Genomic DNA, 17,137 nt, shown 5'->3' with positions numbered 1-17,137 from the left:
GGCGATGACTTTTTAGTCCGGCTTATGACAGAGACAAACAGGCCTGAAATAAGTGTGGTTATGCCGGCTTATAACCATGAGAAGTATGTAGCGGATGCGATAGAAAGTGTACTGTTACAGACCTTTAACGATTTTGAGCTGGTAATAGTAAATGACGGCTCAACAGACTCCACTGAGGACGTTATTAAACGATACAAAGATCCTCGCATACGATACTATTATCAGGAAAACGGCGGCTCACATGATGCTATAAACAAGGGGATTTCACTTTCCAGAGGCGATTATGTGGCTATCATCAACTCCGACGACGTCTTCTATAGCAACCGTCTTGAGGTTTTACTTCACACGGCAAAGGCTGAAGGACTTGATTTTGTGGTAACTGCCGTCACTCTGATTGATGCTGATTCAAACGTAATATCAGACCCCGCTCATTCATGGGTCAAGTGGTACGAAAAACTAAAAAACACCTACCGGAACAATAAATCTTCACTTAGAGCCATCTTAGTTGGCAACTACACCATAAGCACATCTAATTTCTTTATAAGGCTTACTCTTTTTGACGAAATAGGTAAACTCACTAATCTTAGGTATGTTCTTGATTATGAGTTTGCAATAAGAGCACTGAAAAGAGATGAGAATAAATTTCGTTTTCTCGTTGACAATGAGCTGCTTTTTTATAGGATGCACGGGAAAAACACAATTCTTTCAGACACTTTAAGCGCTCATGTTGAAGCGTATGAGCTTGTAACAGAGACAATCAGACATGTTTTGGGGGAGGAGATATCACCATTTTTAGATCATCTTAAGGAAATCACCTACGGCATTAAGGCACAGCGCGTTGGATATGAAGATTATGCTGCACGGCTGCTTGATGAGCGTTACATAATAAGGAATTCCTTTAGCCACAAGCTCGGCAAGTTTCTCACTCTGCGCTACCTTAAAGAGAAAAAGTGCATGACCGTAAAAGATATACAATCTCTGAAAGCCGGTATGGAGTCATTCATTGCTGACGTTGACGTTGTTTCCTTTGATCTCTATGATACCGTTTTTGACAGATACACAGAGCAGCGGGAAATTATTAAAGCCACTGTTTCAGAGCGGATTTCAAAACACTTAAGGAACACCTGCGGAATAGATGTAGCAGCAGCTGAAATCACCAATATCAGAGATAATATAGAGTTAAACCACCGCCAATCCTCTTTAGGTTCAGGGGCAGATTACGAGTGTTCCTACAGAGGTATAGTGCAGGATATGTCAAGGCAAATTCTTGGCAGGCTTGATGAAAGGCTGGTTAACAAAATAATAAATATTGAAATAATGGCTGAAAACGAGGCAATTATAGTGAAAGACGACATATTGCCATTATTTAAATGGATACGGTCTAAGGATAAAAAAATAATAGCAGTATCTGACACATGTCTTGATAAAGATATATTGTGGGAGATTCTGGGGTTAAAATCATTAACAGGAGTTTTTAAGTGTTTGTACGTATCTTCTGAAAAGGCGTTAAGTAAGATTTCCGGCAATCTGTTTAAACATGTACTGTTTTCAGAAAAAATCTTACCTGAGGAAGTTCTGCATATAGGAAACCATAAGATAGCTGATTACAAGGTGCCGGTAAAGCTTGGGTTTAAGGTTATACGTCTCAATTCAAAACAGCAACACACAAAAGCTTATTAACGGCAGGTACGCCGACTCAGAGGATGAAGCACAGAGATGAGGTTAATAGATGTAATATTTGCGCTTAATCTTCAACCGCTAACGTATCTGTGTCCGGATGAATTAAGTGAAAAGGCAGTGCCCGGAATGCTTGTTACAGCACCCATTCGCAATAAAACCAAAACAGGTATAATTCTCGGCAACTCTTTCTATAAAAACGAAAACGAAAAAACCCTTAAATCCATAATCAGCCTTGAAAGCGAAAGCCCCATACTTACCCCCTCTCACTTAAAACTTATCGAATGGGTCAGTAGTTATTATTTTTCCAGCACAGGACTTGTCCTCTCTGCTGTGCTACCGGATGTGTTATTCAATAAATCGGTAACTAAACGCAAAAGCAAGCCTAAAAGAACAAATCCCCTCTACAGACCGATAAATATAAAAGACAGTGAGTTATCGGCGGCAGTTGATATGGTTAAGCAAAAGTGCTATTGCTGTATATTAATAAAAATACCAGATTTTTTGTACGAACTTTCATATGCTGCCAGACTACTGGAGGAGGTACCCTCTGCCATTATCTTAAGTCCTGGGAAAACTGATTCTGAAATCCTTTTCGATATGGTAAACAACACTGATACTACAGGCACTGTCTGTATTAACAGCGATCTTACCACTGCGCAAAAACGTGACACTTATCAGCAACTGATAGATGGAACTGCCTCAAAAGTTATCGGCACAATGACTGCAGCCCTCTGTCCGATAAGAAAACCATCTCTGATTATTGTTCTTGAGGAACAGAGCGCGTATTATAAGCAGATTTCAACCCCCCGGTATAATGCAAGGGATGTGGCAATAATGCGAGCGTACATGGAAAACATCCCGGTTATTCTTATGTCTAAGACCCCATCCGGTACCTCTTATCATAATGCCGGTACAGGGAAATACAAATACCTTGAGATTAAAAGCGATACTAACCCTCCGGCGGTATCCGTAGTGCAAACCCGCCAGACACTTTCAGACAGAGTTGTTTCAACAATAAAAACTGTTCTTAAAAAACAACACAAAATCCTGATTTTTATTAACAGGCGTGGACATTCCATCGTGGTGTGTGCCGAGTGCGGACTCATAGATGAGTGTCCGAGGTGTAAGACGCCGCTGGGTTTACATGACAAAAAAACCATGCTCTGCCACAGGTGTAAGCATGAGGGCAAAATCAAAGACGTTTGTCCAAGGTGTAAGGGAGTGGATTTAAGACAGGTTGGGTCAGGTACACAGAAAATAGAGGAGTTCATCACAAAAAACACTGAGGTGCAGCCGCTTAGGGTGGACTCAGATTGTGCAAAAACCCCAAAAGAACTGGAAAAACTATTAATAGCCGCAAAAAAGGTACCTATAGTTGTCGGCACAAAAATATTACTCAGGCGATTGTTTTTCAGAGAGCACTTTGACCTCATAGTGGTTGCAAATCCTGACGTGTATTTTAGTTTTCCTGACTACATGGCCTCTGAACGCCTGTATCAGGATGTTTCCGTTCTGACAGAAATGATTTCACCCAAAGGACGCTTAATTATTCAAACCTCTATAGCAGATAAGGACATTTACCGATTCCTGAGGCGCAACGACTATGAGAGTTTCATAAATTCTGAAATAAATAAAAGAAAGCAGCTTCATTACCCTCCCTATGGCAAGTTGGTGAAGATAGACGTCCACTTTAATGACGTTATGCCTCCAGCCGCACTGTTTCTGTCCGATGAGGCAGAGGTGCTGGGCCCTGTTAATAAAGATACTGTCAAAGAGGGCTATAAACACAGCGTTGAGGCTCTGATTAAAGCTAAAGACAGCGGCGCTGTAAGCAGAGTACTAAGCAAAATCATACTTAACAAACATATCAGCGTTGATATTGACGTTGACCCCGTTACTTCTTGAAAACAGAATGTTGACAAAAAAGTTATCTTTTTGAAACTAACCCGAATCCACCATCAAAATAAATCGTAATGTCAATTTTAGGAGGGTTACCGTTGTATATGGATTTGGCAGAGTCATCGGGGCTGTTAAAATTAATAGATAAGAATCTGAAAATATGTATTGGTAAACAGTGGTGGACGGATAGGGAGATATTGTTTTCGTTGATAATGTTAAACCTTATGGGAGGAGATTGCGTAAGGGATATAGAGTTTGCCTGCGGGTTTTTAGAAGGTGTATGTATTGTTGGGGAGTATGAAAACTACTGCGTAAAACTCTATATACTCACAACTGATCTCTAAAATTCTTAAAATTCCTAAAATTGACATTACGATTTATTTTGATGGTGGATTCGTGGTAAAGTAAAACGTATTGACAGAGTTCTTAAAAATTGCTTAGAGTACTAATTAGTTAATCTTAACAAGGGGGGTAAGAGTATGAAGAGATTTATTTTGTGTTTTTGTGTGTTGTGCGTTATTGTGTTTTATTCAGTAGCCGCCTCTGCCAACGTTAACAATTCCTCAGGCGATAAATACACGGCGGATGCTATTTATTATTCTACCGACGTGTCCAATGAGTTTGTTGTCATTGGCGTGTCACCTGTCTCATTACAAGATGCCCTTACCGGCAAAAGTAATGGTGTGTTGGTTGCTGAAAGGCCTCCTAAAGCCCCAAATGCCCCACCTCACAGAGCCCCAAGTGCTCATGCGCCGGGTAGAAATCCAAATCCTCCGCCAGGCAGAAATCCCCATGTTCATGGGCCGGGTAGAAATCCGAATCCCCCGCCGGGCAGAAATCCGAATGTTCACGGGCCGGGTAGAAATCCCAACGCCCCAGGACCAGGCAGAAATCCGAATGCTCTGGGGCCAGGCAGAAATCCGAACGCACCAGGGCCGGGCAGAAATCCGAATGCTCTGGGGCCAGGCAGAAATCCGAACGCACCAGGGCCGGGCAGAAATCCTAATGCCCCAGGACCGGGCAGAAATCCCAACGCCCCAGGACCAGGTAGAAATCCTAATGCTCCAGGACCAGGCAGAAGTTCGAATGCTCCAGGGCCGGGCGGAAGCACAAATACTTCTGGGCCGGGCGGAAGCACAAATACTTCTGGGCCGGGCGGAAGCACAAATACTTCTGGGCCGGGCGGAAGCACAAATACTTCTGGACAGGGCGGAAACATAAATACTTCTGGGCTTAGCGGAAACACAAATACTACTAAGCCGCCTTTCAGCAGTGGACATTAAGGAGCTCCGGCCAGACCGTAGCTGTAAGGTTATGCTTAGAATACGCAAGGCTATATAATGAAAGGCAAGTTGGTATAGTAACGGAAGAGGGAGTTTTGAGTTTGTGAGAAAAGCACATTTAGAGTATTTACGTTGTCCTCACTGCAGGGGACGGCTTGGCATCCATCAGGTGGATGAAAGTGTTGGAGATAAAATTAAAGAGGGTACACTTCTGTGCACTGGCTGCACAGAAGTGTACCAGATAATTAGATTTATACCGCGCTTTGTTCCAATTAATAACTATGCCGCAAGTTTTGGCTTTGAATGGAATAAGCATCCAAAGACACTTTTGGATTCCTATACAGGGCTTAAGATAACTGAGGAGAGGTTTTTTAATGAGACAAAGTGGGAGAGAAATCTCCAAAATGAGACCATTCTGGAGATTGGTTCGGGGGCCGGACGTTACACAGAGATAGCGCTTCAAACAGGAGCCTTTATAGTGTCAATTGATTACAGTAATGCTGTTGAGGCCAATTATGCCGCTCACGGTGATAACGAAAACCTCCTCATAGTACAAGGAGATATATATAAACTTCCTGTTAGGAGGGATTTCTTTGACAAGTTGCTGTGCATAGGAGTTCTTCAACACACTCCGGATGTAAGAGGTGCGTTTCTTTCCCTGCCGCCATTTTTAAAGCCCGGAGGCCGTCTGACAATTGATGTTTACTGTAAGTTTAACAAGTGGTACAAAGACCTTTTAATGACAAAGTACTACATCCGGCCTGTTACTACACGCCTCTCACCTGAAGCCTTGTACAGGTTATGTGAAAAGTACGTGAATTTTCTGTATCCGATAACCGGTCTGTTTCACAAGTTAACCGGAATAAGCAGCAGAAAACTTAGTCTTATCTTTAGCATGGCTGACTACAGGGGGGTATATGATCTCAGTGAGAAGGTATTAAAGGAGTGGGCGCTTTTAGATACCTTTGACTTTCTCTCGGCTGCCTACGATAACCCGCTTAACATAGATGAGGTAAGGGCACTCTTTAAAGTGGCAGAACTTGAAGATGTGGAAATACACTATGGGTATAACGGGATAGAAGGACGCGGTAAACGAAAAGCATCAACCGGTCATTGAAACAACCTCCTCGTAGGTTGTAATTCCGTCAAGCATTTTTCTTATTGCTGACTCCCTCAGTGTCACCATTCCGTCTGCCCTTGCCGCTTTGTAAAGATCTGCGGCATCTGCATTGGGAGTCAGAAGCCTCTTAAACCTCTCGGTTAATTCCATGATTTCAAATATAGCAGTCCGCCCCCTATATCCGGTCCCCCGGCACTCGATACAGCCCTCGCCGTAGTGCACCACGTAACTGCCGGGTTTAAGTTGAAGGTAGTCTATCTCATCTGGAATCATCTTTCTTTCCTGTTTGCAGTGCGGACAGATTTTCCGCACAAGCCGTTGTGCAACTACACCTATAATTGTCGAAGAAATTAGAAACGCCTGAATTCCTAAATCAAGCAGACGGGTTATTGTTGATGGCGCATCGTTTGTGTGAAGGGTGGAAAGTACGAGATGGCCAGTGAGAGCTGACTGGATGGCATTTTCTGCGGTCTCTTTATCTCTAATCTCACCGACCATTATAATGTCCGGATCTTGTCTAAGCACAGTGCGTAAAATGTTTGCAAACGTAACCCCAATACCTGCCTGCACTCCCACCTGGTTAAAATCCTCAATAACCATCTCTATCGGATCCTCTATGGTTATGATGTTAACCTCCGGTGAGGACAACGCCCTCAGTGAGGAGTACAGGGTGGTGGTCTTACCGCTTCCTGTTGGCCCTGTTACCATAATTATACCGTTAGGCCTGTTCAGAAATGAACTAAACTGCTGATACTCCCGCGGGTAAAAACCCAAATTTTCCACAGTTTGCATAAGCACATCAGGGTCAAAAATTCTTATTACGATTTTCTCTCCAAAAGCCACAGGGAGAGTGGAAACTCTGAGTTCAAGCTCTTTGTTTTTATAGGTTGTTTTAATTCTGCCGTCTTGCGGGCGGCGGCGTTCCGTTATATCCATCCTTGACATCATCTTAAGACGGGAGGTCACAGGAGCATGAACTGGTTTTGGCATAGAGTGTACATAGTGCATAACTCCGTCTATGCGGAGTCTCACCACTGACTTATCCCGCTTGGGTTCAATGTGTATATCGCTTGCCCTCTGATCAAAGGCATACTGCATCAGATATTCAACGGCGTTAATCACATGCGAATCAGTCACTTCTATTTCGCCATGTCCTTTCATCTTAACATACTGCTCAAGGTTGCCTAAATCAGTGGTCGGTTTCAGTTGGGCATTTGCTGCGGCTATCGATGAATGAAACCCGAAAAACTCCCGCACTATTTTAATTATATCCGTGCGGGAACTCAGCACTAGCTGAGGTTTTATTTTTTTTAACTGCTTTAAACTGTCTATCCCCTCCATGTTAAAAGGATCAGCCACAGCTATGACAACAGAGTCTCCGGTTTCCTCAATAGGGGTCAGAGTGTATTTAAGTGCAAATGGGCGGGGCACATGTCCGGTTACAACTGCAAGGTCAAGTTTCAGGGGGTCAAGCTTTTTGTAAGGCATTTTGATTTCTTTAGCTAATGCCTCCGTTATAATGTCTTCATTAATCAGTTTTCCGGGGCTTTCCAGTAGTTCAAGCTCGTATGAGGCAATAACCTCAGCAGGGGAGACTATCTCTCGTATGCTGCCGGATTTTCTTGCCAAAGCAGAGTCAAGAACTTTTTGGAGACTCATCCGCCGTATTTCATACTCTTTGGAGATTGTCTGAGCTTGCTCTTTGCTGATTATATGCTGAGTTAGGAGCGCCTTAACAGTAAAGTCCACAGTAAGACGCTGAGGTTTTAAGGATTTATCAGCGCTCATTTATTACCTGACTGACAGCATGTTGATTTTGTGTGCAAAACACCCTGCCCCAAAACCATTATCTATATTCATAACCGCTATGCCCGGAACACATGAGTTCAACATAGCAAACAAGGCGGTTAATCCGCCAAGCGATGTGCCATATCCTACGGATGTTGGGACAGCTATGATAGGTTTGTCGGTAAGAGCGCCAACTACGGAGGGAAGCGCTCCCTCCATGCCGGCTATTACAACTATTGCGTTTGCAGAGTCAAAAAGCCTCATGTTTTTTAGTATTCTGTGAAGCCCGGCTACACCTGCATCAAACAGTGTCTCAACAGCGCTCCCTAAAAAGGATGCCGTAAGTGCCGCCTCTTTAGCAACAGGTATGTCTGCCGTGCCGGCAGATATTATCAGCACCTTACCCGTTTGTTCAATGTTTTTGACGCTTGCCGTAATAACGCGGGCATCCTTGTCGTATGCGGCCCCCTCTATGTTTAGCCCGTTATAGACATCCTCATTTACGCGGGTTAACAGGACTTTCCCGTTTTCTTTATAAATCTTATGCGCAATGGCTATAGAGTCCTCAGTCTTTTTATTTTGTCCAAACACTACCTCTGCCATACCTGAAATAAGCGCTCTGTGGTGATCAATTCGGGCAAATTCCAAATCCTCATACGGCATGTGTTTAAGAGTTTTAAGCACATCATCAAGGCTGGCTATACCGGTTTTAAATGAGTTTAAGAGACTTTTTAGCGATTCTGTGTCCATCGCCGCAGCTTAAAACTCCCGTTTTAACTCTCTGGACATCAATTCCTTGACGGCTAAGCCGGGGTCTTTCCCCTGATGAATCACCTTATACACTTGCTCAACTATCGGCATCTCAACGGCGTTTTTGACAGACAATTCATACGCTGATAGCGAGGTCTCAACACCCTCAGCTACTGCTTTCATGCTTTTAACTATCTCATCCGGAGTCATACCCATTCCAAGTTTCTTTCCTACGCTGTAGTTTCTTGAAAGCGTCCCAGTGCAGGTTAAAACCAAATCGCCAATTCCGCTTAATCCGGAAAACGTGCGCTCACGGGCTCCCATCTTAACCCCCAGCCGGACTATTTCAGAAAGTCCTCTGGTAATCAGTGCAGCACGTGCGTTAAATCCCAAAGACAGTCCGTCCGATATGCCAGATGCTATGGCTATTACGTTTTTTAATGCGCCTCCCAGCTCTACACCTGTGATGTCGTCATTTATATAAACCCGAAAATATTCTGTATTAAATATATCCTGCAACGTGCGTCCAATACTGTCGTTTAAAACGCCAAGGGAGACGGCTGCCGGTTTTTTTAGCGCCACCTCCCTTGCAAAACTGGGACCTGACAAAGCCGTGACCTCATTAGGCAGGAAATCCCTTATTATAGTGCTTGCTGTCATAAGAGTAACTTTCTCAATTCCCTTTATAGCTGTTACAACTACTGCATCCTGCGGTAAGTTGGATTTTAGCAGACTGAGGACTTTACGCAAAAATTGTGACGGTACGGTAAAAATCACATATTTTACCGAATCAACCGCCTCATTAATGTCGTTAGTAGGTTTTACATTTAACGAAAGTTTAAGCTCCGGCATAAAGGTTTCATTTACACCGGTTTTTAATATGGCTTGAGCCGTTTCAGCCTCATAAGCCCATAGCGTAACCGTATGGCCCTTCAACGCAAGCATATTGGCAAGCACCGTTCCCCAGCTTCCTGCTCCTATGACAGTTATCTTTTCCATAATCTAAGTCTTAGTATATATGAAGATGTATATAATATACAAATTCTAAGGGAAAGGGCTTTACCCTTTCCCCTTAAACCCTATCCTACCTAATTATCAGGGGTCTCCCCTTTGGGGAATTTCCCCTTGCCCCCTCAGTTTGTTGATAACGTTTGGGTGGTTTAGTTTAATGTCTTGTTTGGGTGAGAGTGATTTTAAGTTTTTTAACCGGCGTACCGCCGCTTAAAAAGTTTCACAGCGAGCTCTGCCCGCTAAACAGACGAGCAGATTAAAAGATTTATTCACGCCCCAACATACCTTGTGCTTTATCAAGATTTGATTTCGTTTGTTTGTAATCAGTCGGGTAATCTTTTTCGGTATATATCTTAAGAGCCTTCATGAAATATTCTATTGCTTGTTTTAAATTGACATCTTTGTCCCTTACTTATTTTCCTTTGCCTCTACTTCCTCACTCTGTGCTCTGGCAGCATCTGACTCTGAAGCGCGAACCGCTCATACCGTCGTCAATATATTCTGTTCCTTTACATATCTGAGGGAGGGCACGGTCAGCCTTTTCGGTTTTATCATAGTATAAGTAGCATGTTCCTTTTGTTTTATCAGATAGTGCCGGATTGAAGTAGCCGCCTTCTTTTTCAAGTACGTACTTATAAAAGCGAATGTATGTGAAAAACTCATCATTAACCAGATTTAACTTTTTAGGATTATAGTCTATTCCTTTTTTAAAGGCATACTTAAACCCATAGCCTATGAAAGCCTCAACGGTTTTAGGAGGATATACGAAAAAGTACAGAGTGATAAATAATGTGGCCTGTGCAATCAGAGTGATAAACACAGTAGTGGTTATCAATTTCCTTGACTTATAGTTTTTTAGCTCATCAAAGGCATAAGCTGACAGTATCAGCAAAAAAAGCCCGATAAGCTGTCCCCTCAGTGACTGTGGACACTCATAAGTCATAGCGCCGGCCACAGGGGATATGACAAGAAAGGCTGTAATCAATTTGAGAAACTTGTTTTCTTTGATGTGTCTTTTCCTTACTGCAAGATATACCCAAAAAATAAAAAGACCAAAGACCGTTACATATATAACTCCAAAGTTTCCGATTCCGAGTCTGAGATTAGCATCACCTTTGGTTAGCAAATACTGTGGAGTAAAGTAGGAAATATAGTTTTTGACAAAGATCAGTGCTTTTCCCAAATAAGACAATGCAGGGTCATACAAATAAGTGGTTTCTTTAAATCTGACAGTAAGAGCTACGGGGTGTTTTTGTACAAAGACGGCATACGGAATCAGCGATGCCATAAATGAGAGAATAAAACAGATGTTTCGTAAAAAATATCTCCTTCGTATGTATATTAAAACAACTGCAATGGCCATGGGGAATGCTAAAAGCCTTGAGCTTGTGTAGGAATATACGGAAAGTCCCAGAAACCCTCCTGAGGCAATTGCAAAAAAGAGCTTTTTAGTGTTAAAAGGGGAGGTGGAAAAATCCTCTTCATAGGTTCTATAAATAAAAAACAAAAAAAGTATCACAACAGTTAATTGTGAAACAGCCTCAAATGCTATTCTTGAAACAGTGAAAAACCAGGGGAGAGTCCCGGCGCTTATGAGAGCATAAAGCCATACATATTTATTATCAGGAAAAATCCGTTTTATAAAAAAATACAACACCACTATAAATAACGCAAAAAACAGAAAACTGGTGAATCTAAGATTAAACTCAGAAAACCCCAGCACTTTGAACACTATTGCATTTACGTATATGTACAGAGGATTTTTGTACTCGCCGAATGCCTTAAAAAACAAAGGATATGGCACTTTGTTTTCATCAAATCCGTACTTTGCAATTAAATATGCGTTGTTGCCTATAGATGTTTCATCTACAAAAAGCCCTATAGGAATTTTATCCAGCTTGATGACATGAAAAAATAAAACTAATGAAAAAACAACCGGAATCGATATTTTTTTCAGCATTTTTAATGTTCTAAACTATACACACATAACTAATCAAAGAGTCTGCCCTTTTTTTTCTTATATTCGACAAGAAGCAGCTCAATAGCCTCTTCAAACAACTGATTCATACGTTTATTTTCCTCAACACAGAGGAATTTCATTTTTTTAATAAGCTCGGGACGCACTCTTGTCGAAAGTATTTCCCTGACAACTGGCTCTTTTTTTTCGACCACGTGGTAAGTATAACATAAAAATGTAAGATTTCTACAAAAATATGTTGACTTTTTATATTGAAAGAATGTAAGCTTTATGTAATCATGTAATCATTTTACAAGGGGGTACTCAAAAATGGACAGTAAACACGATGGTTTTAAACAAATCGGAGAAGACAATGGTATAAGTGCTTCTAACTCAGGCTTTATACAAGTAACCTCCACTTTGGATTTGCTAAACCGCCTTGCAAGGCGTTCGGTGACAGAGGATGCCGTTGAGCATTCCATCAACTGGCTAATGCTTACAGCATGGGCAAACTTTGAAAAAATGAAAAAACTGAAAGAAGATATGTTAGATCGCATTACAGAAGCTAAGAAAATTGCCGGCATTATGAACTAATACTCTCTCCACAAAACCGTACCCTTTCATTTGGCGTTTGTGGTACAATCATGATTGTTGAACTAAAATTTTAAGGAGGGTTTTATGAAGAGAAAAGCGGTAGTTATGTCTGCACTGATGTTGGTAGTACTTTTAATTGCAGGGTTGACTGTGGCCGAAGGAGCAAAGAAAAAGAGCAAAGGCCCGTCCAATGTGCTTTACGTCTGTTCCTGCGGAGATGAGTGCGCTTGTAAAAAAGTTTTTACAAAACCCGGAAAATGTGCTTGCGGCAAGAAGACTGTTGCTATGCACATACTGAAAATTGAAGGTGACGAAGCACTTTTGTGCACATGCGGAAAGGGTTGCACATGTAAGCTTAACCCTGACGACCCTACAAAGTGCGGATGTGGCAAGCCAGTTAAAAGGGTAAGCCTGAAGGGACTGTACGTTTGTGGTTGCACTGATAATTGCACATGTAACACGGTGTCTGATAAGCCCGGCAAGTGTAAATGTGGTACGGAGATGAGAAAAGTTGAGTAATAACCAATATCTTTAAAATAATAAGAAACAATCCGCAAGATGGCACAGATGAAAGAAACAACTATCTGTAAAATCTGTGTCATCTGTGGATGGATTTTTTCATAAATCCCCCGTTTATAATTTATGTAGGTTAACTAAAAAACACCCAGTTATTGAACCATCTTAACCATGTGCTTATATATGTTTTTTTTACCGTAAGCCCAGCAAGTACCGGATAAAACATGGCAAACAGTACAAACACTAAGACAAGATAACTATAGGTGATACGCTTGAATTTTCTGGAGTACTGCTCCTCTAACCACATGATTACATACGTTAAAGCGAAGATTAAAAACAGAATTGATGCAAAAAAATGATAAATAAAAGTAACCCTTGGAACTATAACCCATGGCAGGTACTCAGCTAAAAATCCCACAGTTACAACAATCACGCCGTGAGAAAACCTACTTTGTTTATAAGCCATCGAAAGCATAACGATAAAGGCCGGAATTAAGAGCCACCAAACGGCAGGATTACCCATTATTGTTATACTTTTAACTTCATCTTTTGGCAGATAATCCCCTCCGGAGTATGCCCATAGCGGACGCACCATAAGCGGCCATGAGTACCACTGCGATGAGTAGGGATGCGTTGCCTTCAGATTTTTGTGATACTCATACATATCCTTTTGGTTTAAAATTGCCGTAGCCGGCCACGTTCTGCCCTCTGACTTAACCGGCAGATAACTCAATGTGTAGATTATTAAGGGAACTATTATGAAAAACAGAGCCGCAAAACCTATAGCTTTAAATATCATACCGTTTTTAATGCCAGAGTTTTTATATTTCAAAAATAGCGAAGACAAAACGAAAAGCCCGGAGCCAGCATAAACACAAATCCACTTAACGGAAATCCCAAGAGCAAATGACAATCCGCTTAAAGCAAGTGGCATCCTCAAATTTTTACCGGTACGGGAACTCTCAGTTATGTAAATGTACATAAAGAAATACATCAGAACAATGAAAAACAGTGCATAGACGTCAATGGTAGCAATGCGAGACATAGCAAAGTGCATAAAGTCAAAGGTCATTAGAAATGCGCAGATAAAGGCATATCTTGAGCTCTTAAAAAGCCTTAAACCGAAGGCATAAACGACAAACACCGTGGCAATGCCAAAAATGGCGCCAACAATTCGCCATCCAAACGGGTTCATTCCAAAAATCATTATCCCTAGGGAGATAAACAGTTTACCAAGCGGAGGATGTGTGGTTTCATAGTAGTTAATGCCGTGCAGGTGCTCATAGCCGGTTCTTGCGTGATAGATTTCATCAAAATATGTGCTGTTAAAAAATGATGGCATCTGAGGAACCGTACCCTGTTCGTCAGTAATTTTTAAGGCAGTGCCGGATGACTCAGAATTGGACTTAAAAGGTATTACGTTTTTAAATGGGATTACCTTACCGGTTGTTAAACTTACAAATGCTATTTCATAAAGCTCTGCGCCGGGATTATTTACTGTAAGCATCATGTACCTTGCCTTAACATGTGTGTCTGTGCAGCGCCATTCAAAGACCGCCTTTTGTTCTAATTTTGCAGCATCATGCCACACAGTGAAATCGTCTGAGTGTTTAAGTGTATATTTACCATCACCAAGCCCTGAGAAAAAACATGTTTTAGCAATTTCCTTTTTACCTCCAAAATCAAAATACACCCCTTCACCGGCAGCCTTTGGTTTCCAGTACGTCTCTGGAGATGAAAGTGTGCCAAGGTTATAAATAAGTAAGACAGCGTTAACCAAAACCAGAATACCGGATAAAATGTAGTCATTCTTTGTAAATCCGTTGTATTGTTCTTCAACGGGCACATAAAACGGTATATTATCTGATTTCTCGACTGTTTGCACTTTTGTTAACCCATAACCGATTTTAAATAAATACATAAGCAGGAGGACATTTGCTGCTGAAACTATCAACAGAACCGGATTATCTGTCGGAATAAAAAATATCTTCCTTATGCCATAATCAAGCACATATGCTTCATTAATAAATAATGTGACACTGAATCCGGCAAAAACAAACAGGAATTTTCTGTCTTTTAAATAGATATATGTAAGGAGAGCAAGAGCAAGTGCAGGGTACAGGTATCTTTCGTGCATTTTAGGGCCAAGCACGTACATTGATGATACTATTAACAATGCACAGTAAATGAGTGTGCCAGAGTCTCTCCTTTTAGTGTAGATAAAAAATGCAAAAACTACAGTTAAGGCAATAAACATGAGTCCCCACGCGTTATATGTGAGGAGAAAAAACCTCTCTGTTACAGGAGCAAGATTTCCGCCAGCCAGCGCAAACAGGTTAAAAGCGTTAAATGTGGCATATGGATACGATGACAGAGTCTCCGCATAATGATGAACTATCCACAGTGGTTCCTTATGCAGGGAAAACGGAATGACAAGGGCGGCAAAAAATGCTAAAGCATACACTGTGTTAAGGGTGAGTGTTCTTATTTTGACTGATTTATTTAGGTGAACAAACAGCCAAATCGGAGCAAACATAAGAGCCTGAGGTTTTACAAGCACCGAAAAGGCAAATGCAAGAGATGCCGGAATAAGCCTTTTTTGAATTGCCAATATAACAAAAATTACAACAGTAAGAGTGTAGAAACTATCCACCTGTCCCCATGGAGCGGAATTAATAACAATAGCAGGATTAAAGGCATAAAAGACAGCCAAAGCATACGAGAACTTTAAAGGCAGATGCTTTTTTGATGTAACAAAAATAATGTGAGTTAAAACGATATCCGATATTAACTGAGGCAGTTTGACAAGATACAGAAACCATGCGGAGTCGTAGTTAAGTGAAAAAACTGTGCGAATCTTTCCAATCACATACAGTATATAAATGTATCCGGGCGGGTAATCGGCAAACACCTTTCCTGAGTAGAAACCGGCCAGACCAGCACTTGAGCTATGTATAGCCCAGCCCTTAAAGCAGGCTATATCATTTGGGTATCCTTCAACCAAAACAGCCAGCACGGAGCGAAGCAAAAAGGCGCTGAAAAGTAAAAGTGCATAGTAAACGCCTCTTAGCTTCTGCTTATCCGTCTGAGTGCCGGATGTACAATGGTTCATTACATCTTACCACCCGGGTGGAGGCGGTGCTGGCGCTATAGGTGGTGCTGGCGCTGGTGCCGGAGCATGCCACGGTGGAGGTCCAGGCGGTGGAGGTGGCAATACAGGATATGGTTCTACCACAGGAGGACCAGGCACAGACACTGTAGCTGCACATCCAAACAGTGTCAAAACCAAAACAAGCGCTGAAATTGCTTTTTTCATATTTACCCCCTTTGACTATATTTTTGCAAAATAATGATCATTAGACATCCTTCTCATCATAAAAAATAAAATCCCGTTGCGCAGAGAAACTTATGAGAAACAAAACAACCTCAACAGTCACTTTGGCAATAAACACGTTAATTCCTAAATTATTTGCCAGAAATTTAATCAGTAAAAATGAAACAGTTCCGAGAGAAATAGTCAGTGTGATATATTTTATCAAAGTAACCGCTGCAGAGCTGCTGTTTTTAAAGACTATCTGCTTATTAATAAAGAAGTTAACAGTACCTGCTGAAAATCTTGCCGTCCAAAAACTTACTAAAATGCTTGAGGATACTTTGTACATTATTGTAAATAAAAGAAAATCCAATAAACTCGCAAAAAGCGATGAAAAAACAAATCTTATCAACAAAAAATAGATTTTCATCGAATCATAAAGCGGATTAAAATGTGATGATTTGTTATTTTCAATATACACGGCAGAGATAGGCTCTTCAACTATAGGCACATGGCTAACTTTGGTGTATATAAGCATGTTGACCTCGTATTCGTATCTTTCACCGCCAAGGTCTAAAATGTTCTTAACCATTTCCTGTGGAATTCCCCTGAGACCGGTTTGAGTGTCGGAAAATTTTTTGCCTATAAGCAGCCAAAACACATATCGTGTTATGACGTTACCCATGTAGCTTCTGAAAGGTATGTCTTTTGTAAATGTCCTTGCACCAAGAATCAGCTTATTTTTGTGCGTACAAAGAGATGTGCTTACGCGGGCAATATCTGCTGGCAGATGCTGGCCGTCGGCATCTGCTGTAACGATGCCGACTGAATCAGGGTAATTCAGGCAAAAATAATTAAAACCGGTTTTAAGGGCACGTCCTTTTCCGAGGTTTTTTGCGTGTCTTAACAGATGGCATTGTTGGATATTCATTAATCTAGCAAAAACACCGGCACACTCAGGGCTGCTGCCGTCATCAACAACAATCAGGTGCTCAAAACCAAAAGCCACAAGCTCAGTTACGACACTTAAAAGCTTATCATCAGGATTATAAGCAGGTATTAGAACGACAACCCCGCCTGTAACAGCCGCATTCAATTCATCAGAAATCTAAGTTTTGCAGAAAAAGACGCCAAAGATTTTGTAAAAGTTATGAGAGAACAAGAAGACATACTTTATAAAGAAGTAATAGCCCATAGGATACCAAATGAAGAAGCCACAAAAGAAA

15 protein-coding genes are annotated in these 17,137 nt (G+C 41.4%); 8 read left to right on the top strand and 7 right to left on the bottom strand.

What is annotated here, in order from left to right:
* The first annotated feature begins 24 nt into the window (after positions 1–24).
* The 5 genes from HQK88_15725 (at position 25) to HQK88_15705 (ending at position 5,979) form a co-directional block, all read left to right on the top strand.
* Positions 25–1,680 carry a glycosyltransferase gene (locus tag HQK88_15725; GenBank protein ID MBF0618251.1) on the top strand — a complete coding sequence of 552 codons (1,656 nt, stop codon included), beginning with the start codon at positions 25–27 and terminating at the stop codon, positions 1,678–1,680.
* Positions 1,681–1,716: 36 nt separating this feature from the next.
* On the top strand, positions 1,717–3,585 hold the full coding sequence (gene priA, locus HQK88_15720) for a primosomal protein N' (GenBank protein ID MBF0618250.1): 1,869 nt from the start codon (positions 1,717–1,719) through the stop codon (positions 3,583–3,585).
* A 98-nt stretch (positions 3,586–3,683) separates the two neighbouring features.
* Positions 3,684–3,923, top strand: coding sequence for a hypothetical protein (locus HQK88_15715; GenBank protein ID MBF0618249.1), 240 nt, complete (start codon positions 3,684–3,686; stop codon positions 3,921–3,923).
* A gap of 135 nt (positions 3,924–4,058) precedes the next feature.
* On the top strand, positions 4,059–4,862 hold the full coding sequence (locus HQK88_15710; protein MBF0618248.1) for a hypothetical protein: 804 nt from the start codon (positions 4,059–4,061) through the stop codon (positions 4,860–4,862).
* Between the two features lie 103 nt (positions 4,863–4,965).
* Entirely contained in the window at positions 4,966–5,979 is a 1,014-nt protein-coding gene (locus HQK88_15705; protein MBF0618247.1) for a methyltransferase domain-containing protein, read from the top strand.
* Here the strand turns inward: HQK88_15705 and HQK88_15700 are convergent.
* From HQK88_15700 to HQK88_15680, 5 genes are all read right to left on the bottom strand, one after another.
* A complete protein-coding gene (locus HQK88_15700; protein MBF0618246.1) occupies positions 5,965–7,770 on the bottom strand; it encodes a type II/IV secretion system protein in 1,806 nt (601 codons plus the stop codon). The two genes, HQK88_15705 and HQK88_15700, sit on opposite strands and share 15 nt — an antisense overlap.
* A 3-nt stretch (positions 7,771–7,773) precedes the next feature.
* The gene (gene larB, locus HQK88_15695; protein MBF0618245.1) at positions 7,774–8,520 is read right to left on the bottom strand and encodes a nickel pincer cofactor biosynthesis protein LarB; all 747 of its coding nucleotides are present in this window, start codon (positions 8,518–8,520) and stop codon (positions 7,774–7,776) included.
* Positions 8,521–8,529: 9 nt separating this feature from the next.
* Positions 8,530–9,522 (bottom strand): NAD(P)-dependent glycerol-3-phosphate dehydrogenase, encoded by a 993-nt coding sequence (locus tag HQK88_15690; protein ID MBF0618244.1) that lies wholly within the window; start codon positions 9,520–9,522, stop codon positions 8,530–8,532.
* A gap of 445 nt (positions 9,523–9,967) precedes the next feature.
* Positions 9,968–11,491 (bottom strand): glycosyltransferase family 39 protein, encoded by a 1,524-nt coding sequence (locus HQK88_15685; GenBank protein MBF0618243.1) that lies wholly within the window; start codon positions 11,489–11,491, stop codon positions 9,968–9,970.
* 29 nt (positions 11,492–11,520) lie between these two features.
* Complete coding sequence (locus HQK88_15680) at positions 11,521–11,703, bottom strand: hypothetical protein (protein MBF0618242.1); 183 nt, start codon at positions 11,701–11,703, stop codon at positions 11,521–11,523.
* Between the two features lie 115 nt (positions 11,704–11,818).
* On the opposite strand from HQK88_15680, the gene HQK88_15675 reads away from it, so the two are divergent.
* Positions 11,819–12,082, top strand: coding sequence for a hypothetical protein (locus HQK88_15675; protein ID MBF0618241.1), 264 nt, complete (start codon positions 11,819–11,821; stop codon positions 12,080–12,082).
* A gap of 84 nt (positions 12,083–12,166) precedes the next feature.
* Positions 12,167–12,601: a hypothetical protein gene (locus HQK88_15670; protein ID MBF0618240.1), complete on the top strand. Its 435-nt coding sequence runs from the start codon at positions 12,167–12,169 to the stop codon at positions 12,599–12,601.
* 130 nt (positions 12,602–12,731) lie between these two features.
* Here the strand turns inward: HQK88_15670 and HQK88_15665 are convergent, their stop codons facing one another.
* Positions 12,732–15,710, bottom strand: coding sequence for a phospholipid carrier-dependent glycosyltransferase (locus HQK88_15665; protein ID MBF0618239.1), 2,979 nt, complete (start codon positions 15,708–15,710; stop codon positions 12,732–12,734).
* Between HQK88_15665 and HQK88_15660 the strand changes: the two genes are divergently transcribed.
* Positions 15,688–15,948, top strand: coding sequence for a hypothetical protein (locus HQK88_15660; protein ID MBF0618238.1), 261 nt, complete (start codon positions 15,688–15,690; stop codon positions 15,946–15,948). The two genes, HQK88_15665 and HQK88_15660, sit on opposite strands and share 23 nt — an antisense overlap.
* Positions 15,949–15,954: 6 nt before the next feature.
* On the opposite strand, the gene HQK88_15655 is transcribed toward HQK88_15660, so the two are convergent.
* The gene (locus HQK88_15655; protein ID MBF0618237.1) at positions 15,955–17,007 is read right to left on the bottom strand and encodes a bifunctional glycosyltransferase family 2/GtrA family protein; all 1,053 of its coding nucleotides are present in this window, start codon (positions 17,005–17,007) and stop codon (positions 15,955–15,957) included.
* Positions 17,008–17,137: the final 130 nt, after the last annotated feature.

This window comes from Nitrospirota bacterium (genome assembly GCA_015233895.1).
Classification (GTDB): Bacteria; Nitrospirota; Thermodesulfovibrionia; order Thermodesulfovibrionales; family Magnetobacteriaceae; genus Magnetomonas.
Note: the sequence above shows the minus strand (reverse complement) of the source record. Positions and strands in the feature narration are given on the sequence as shown.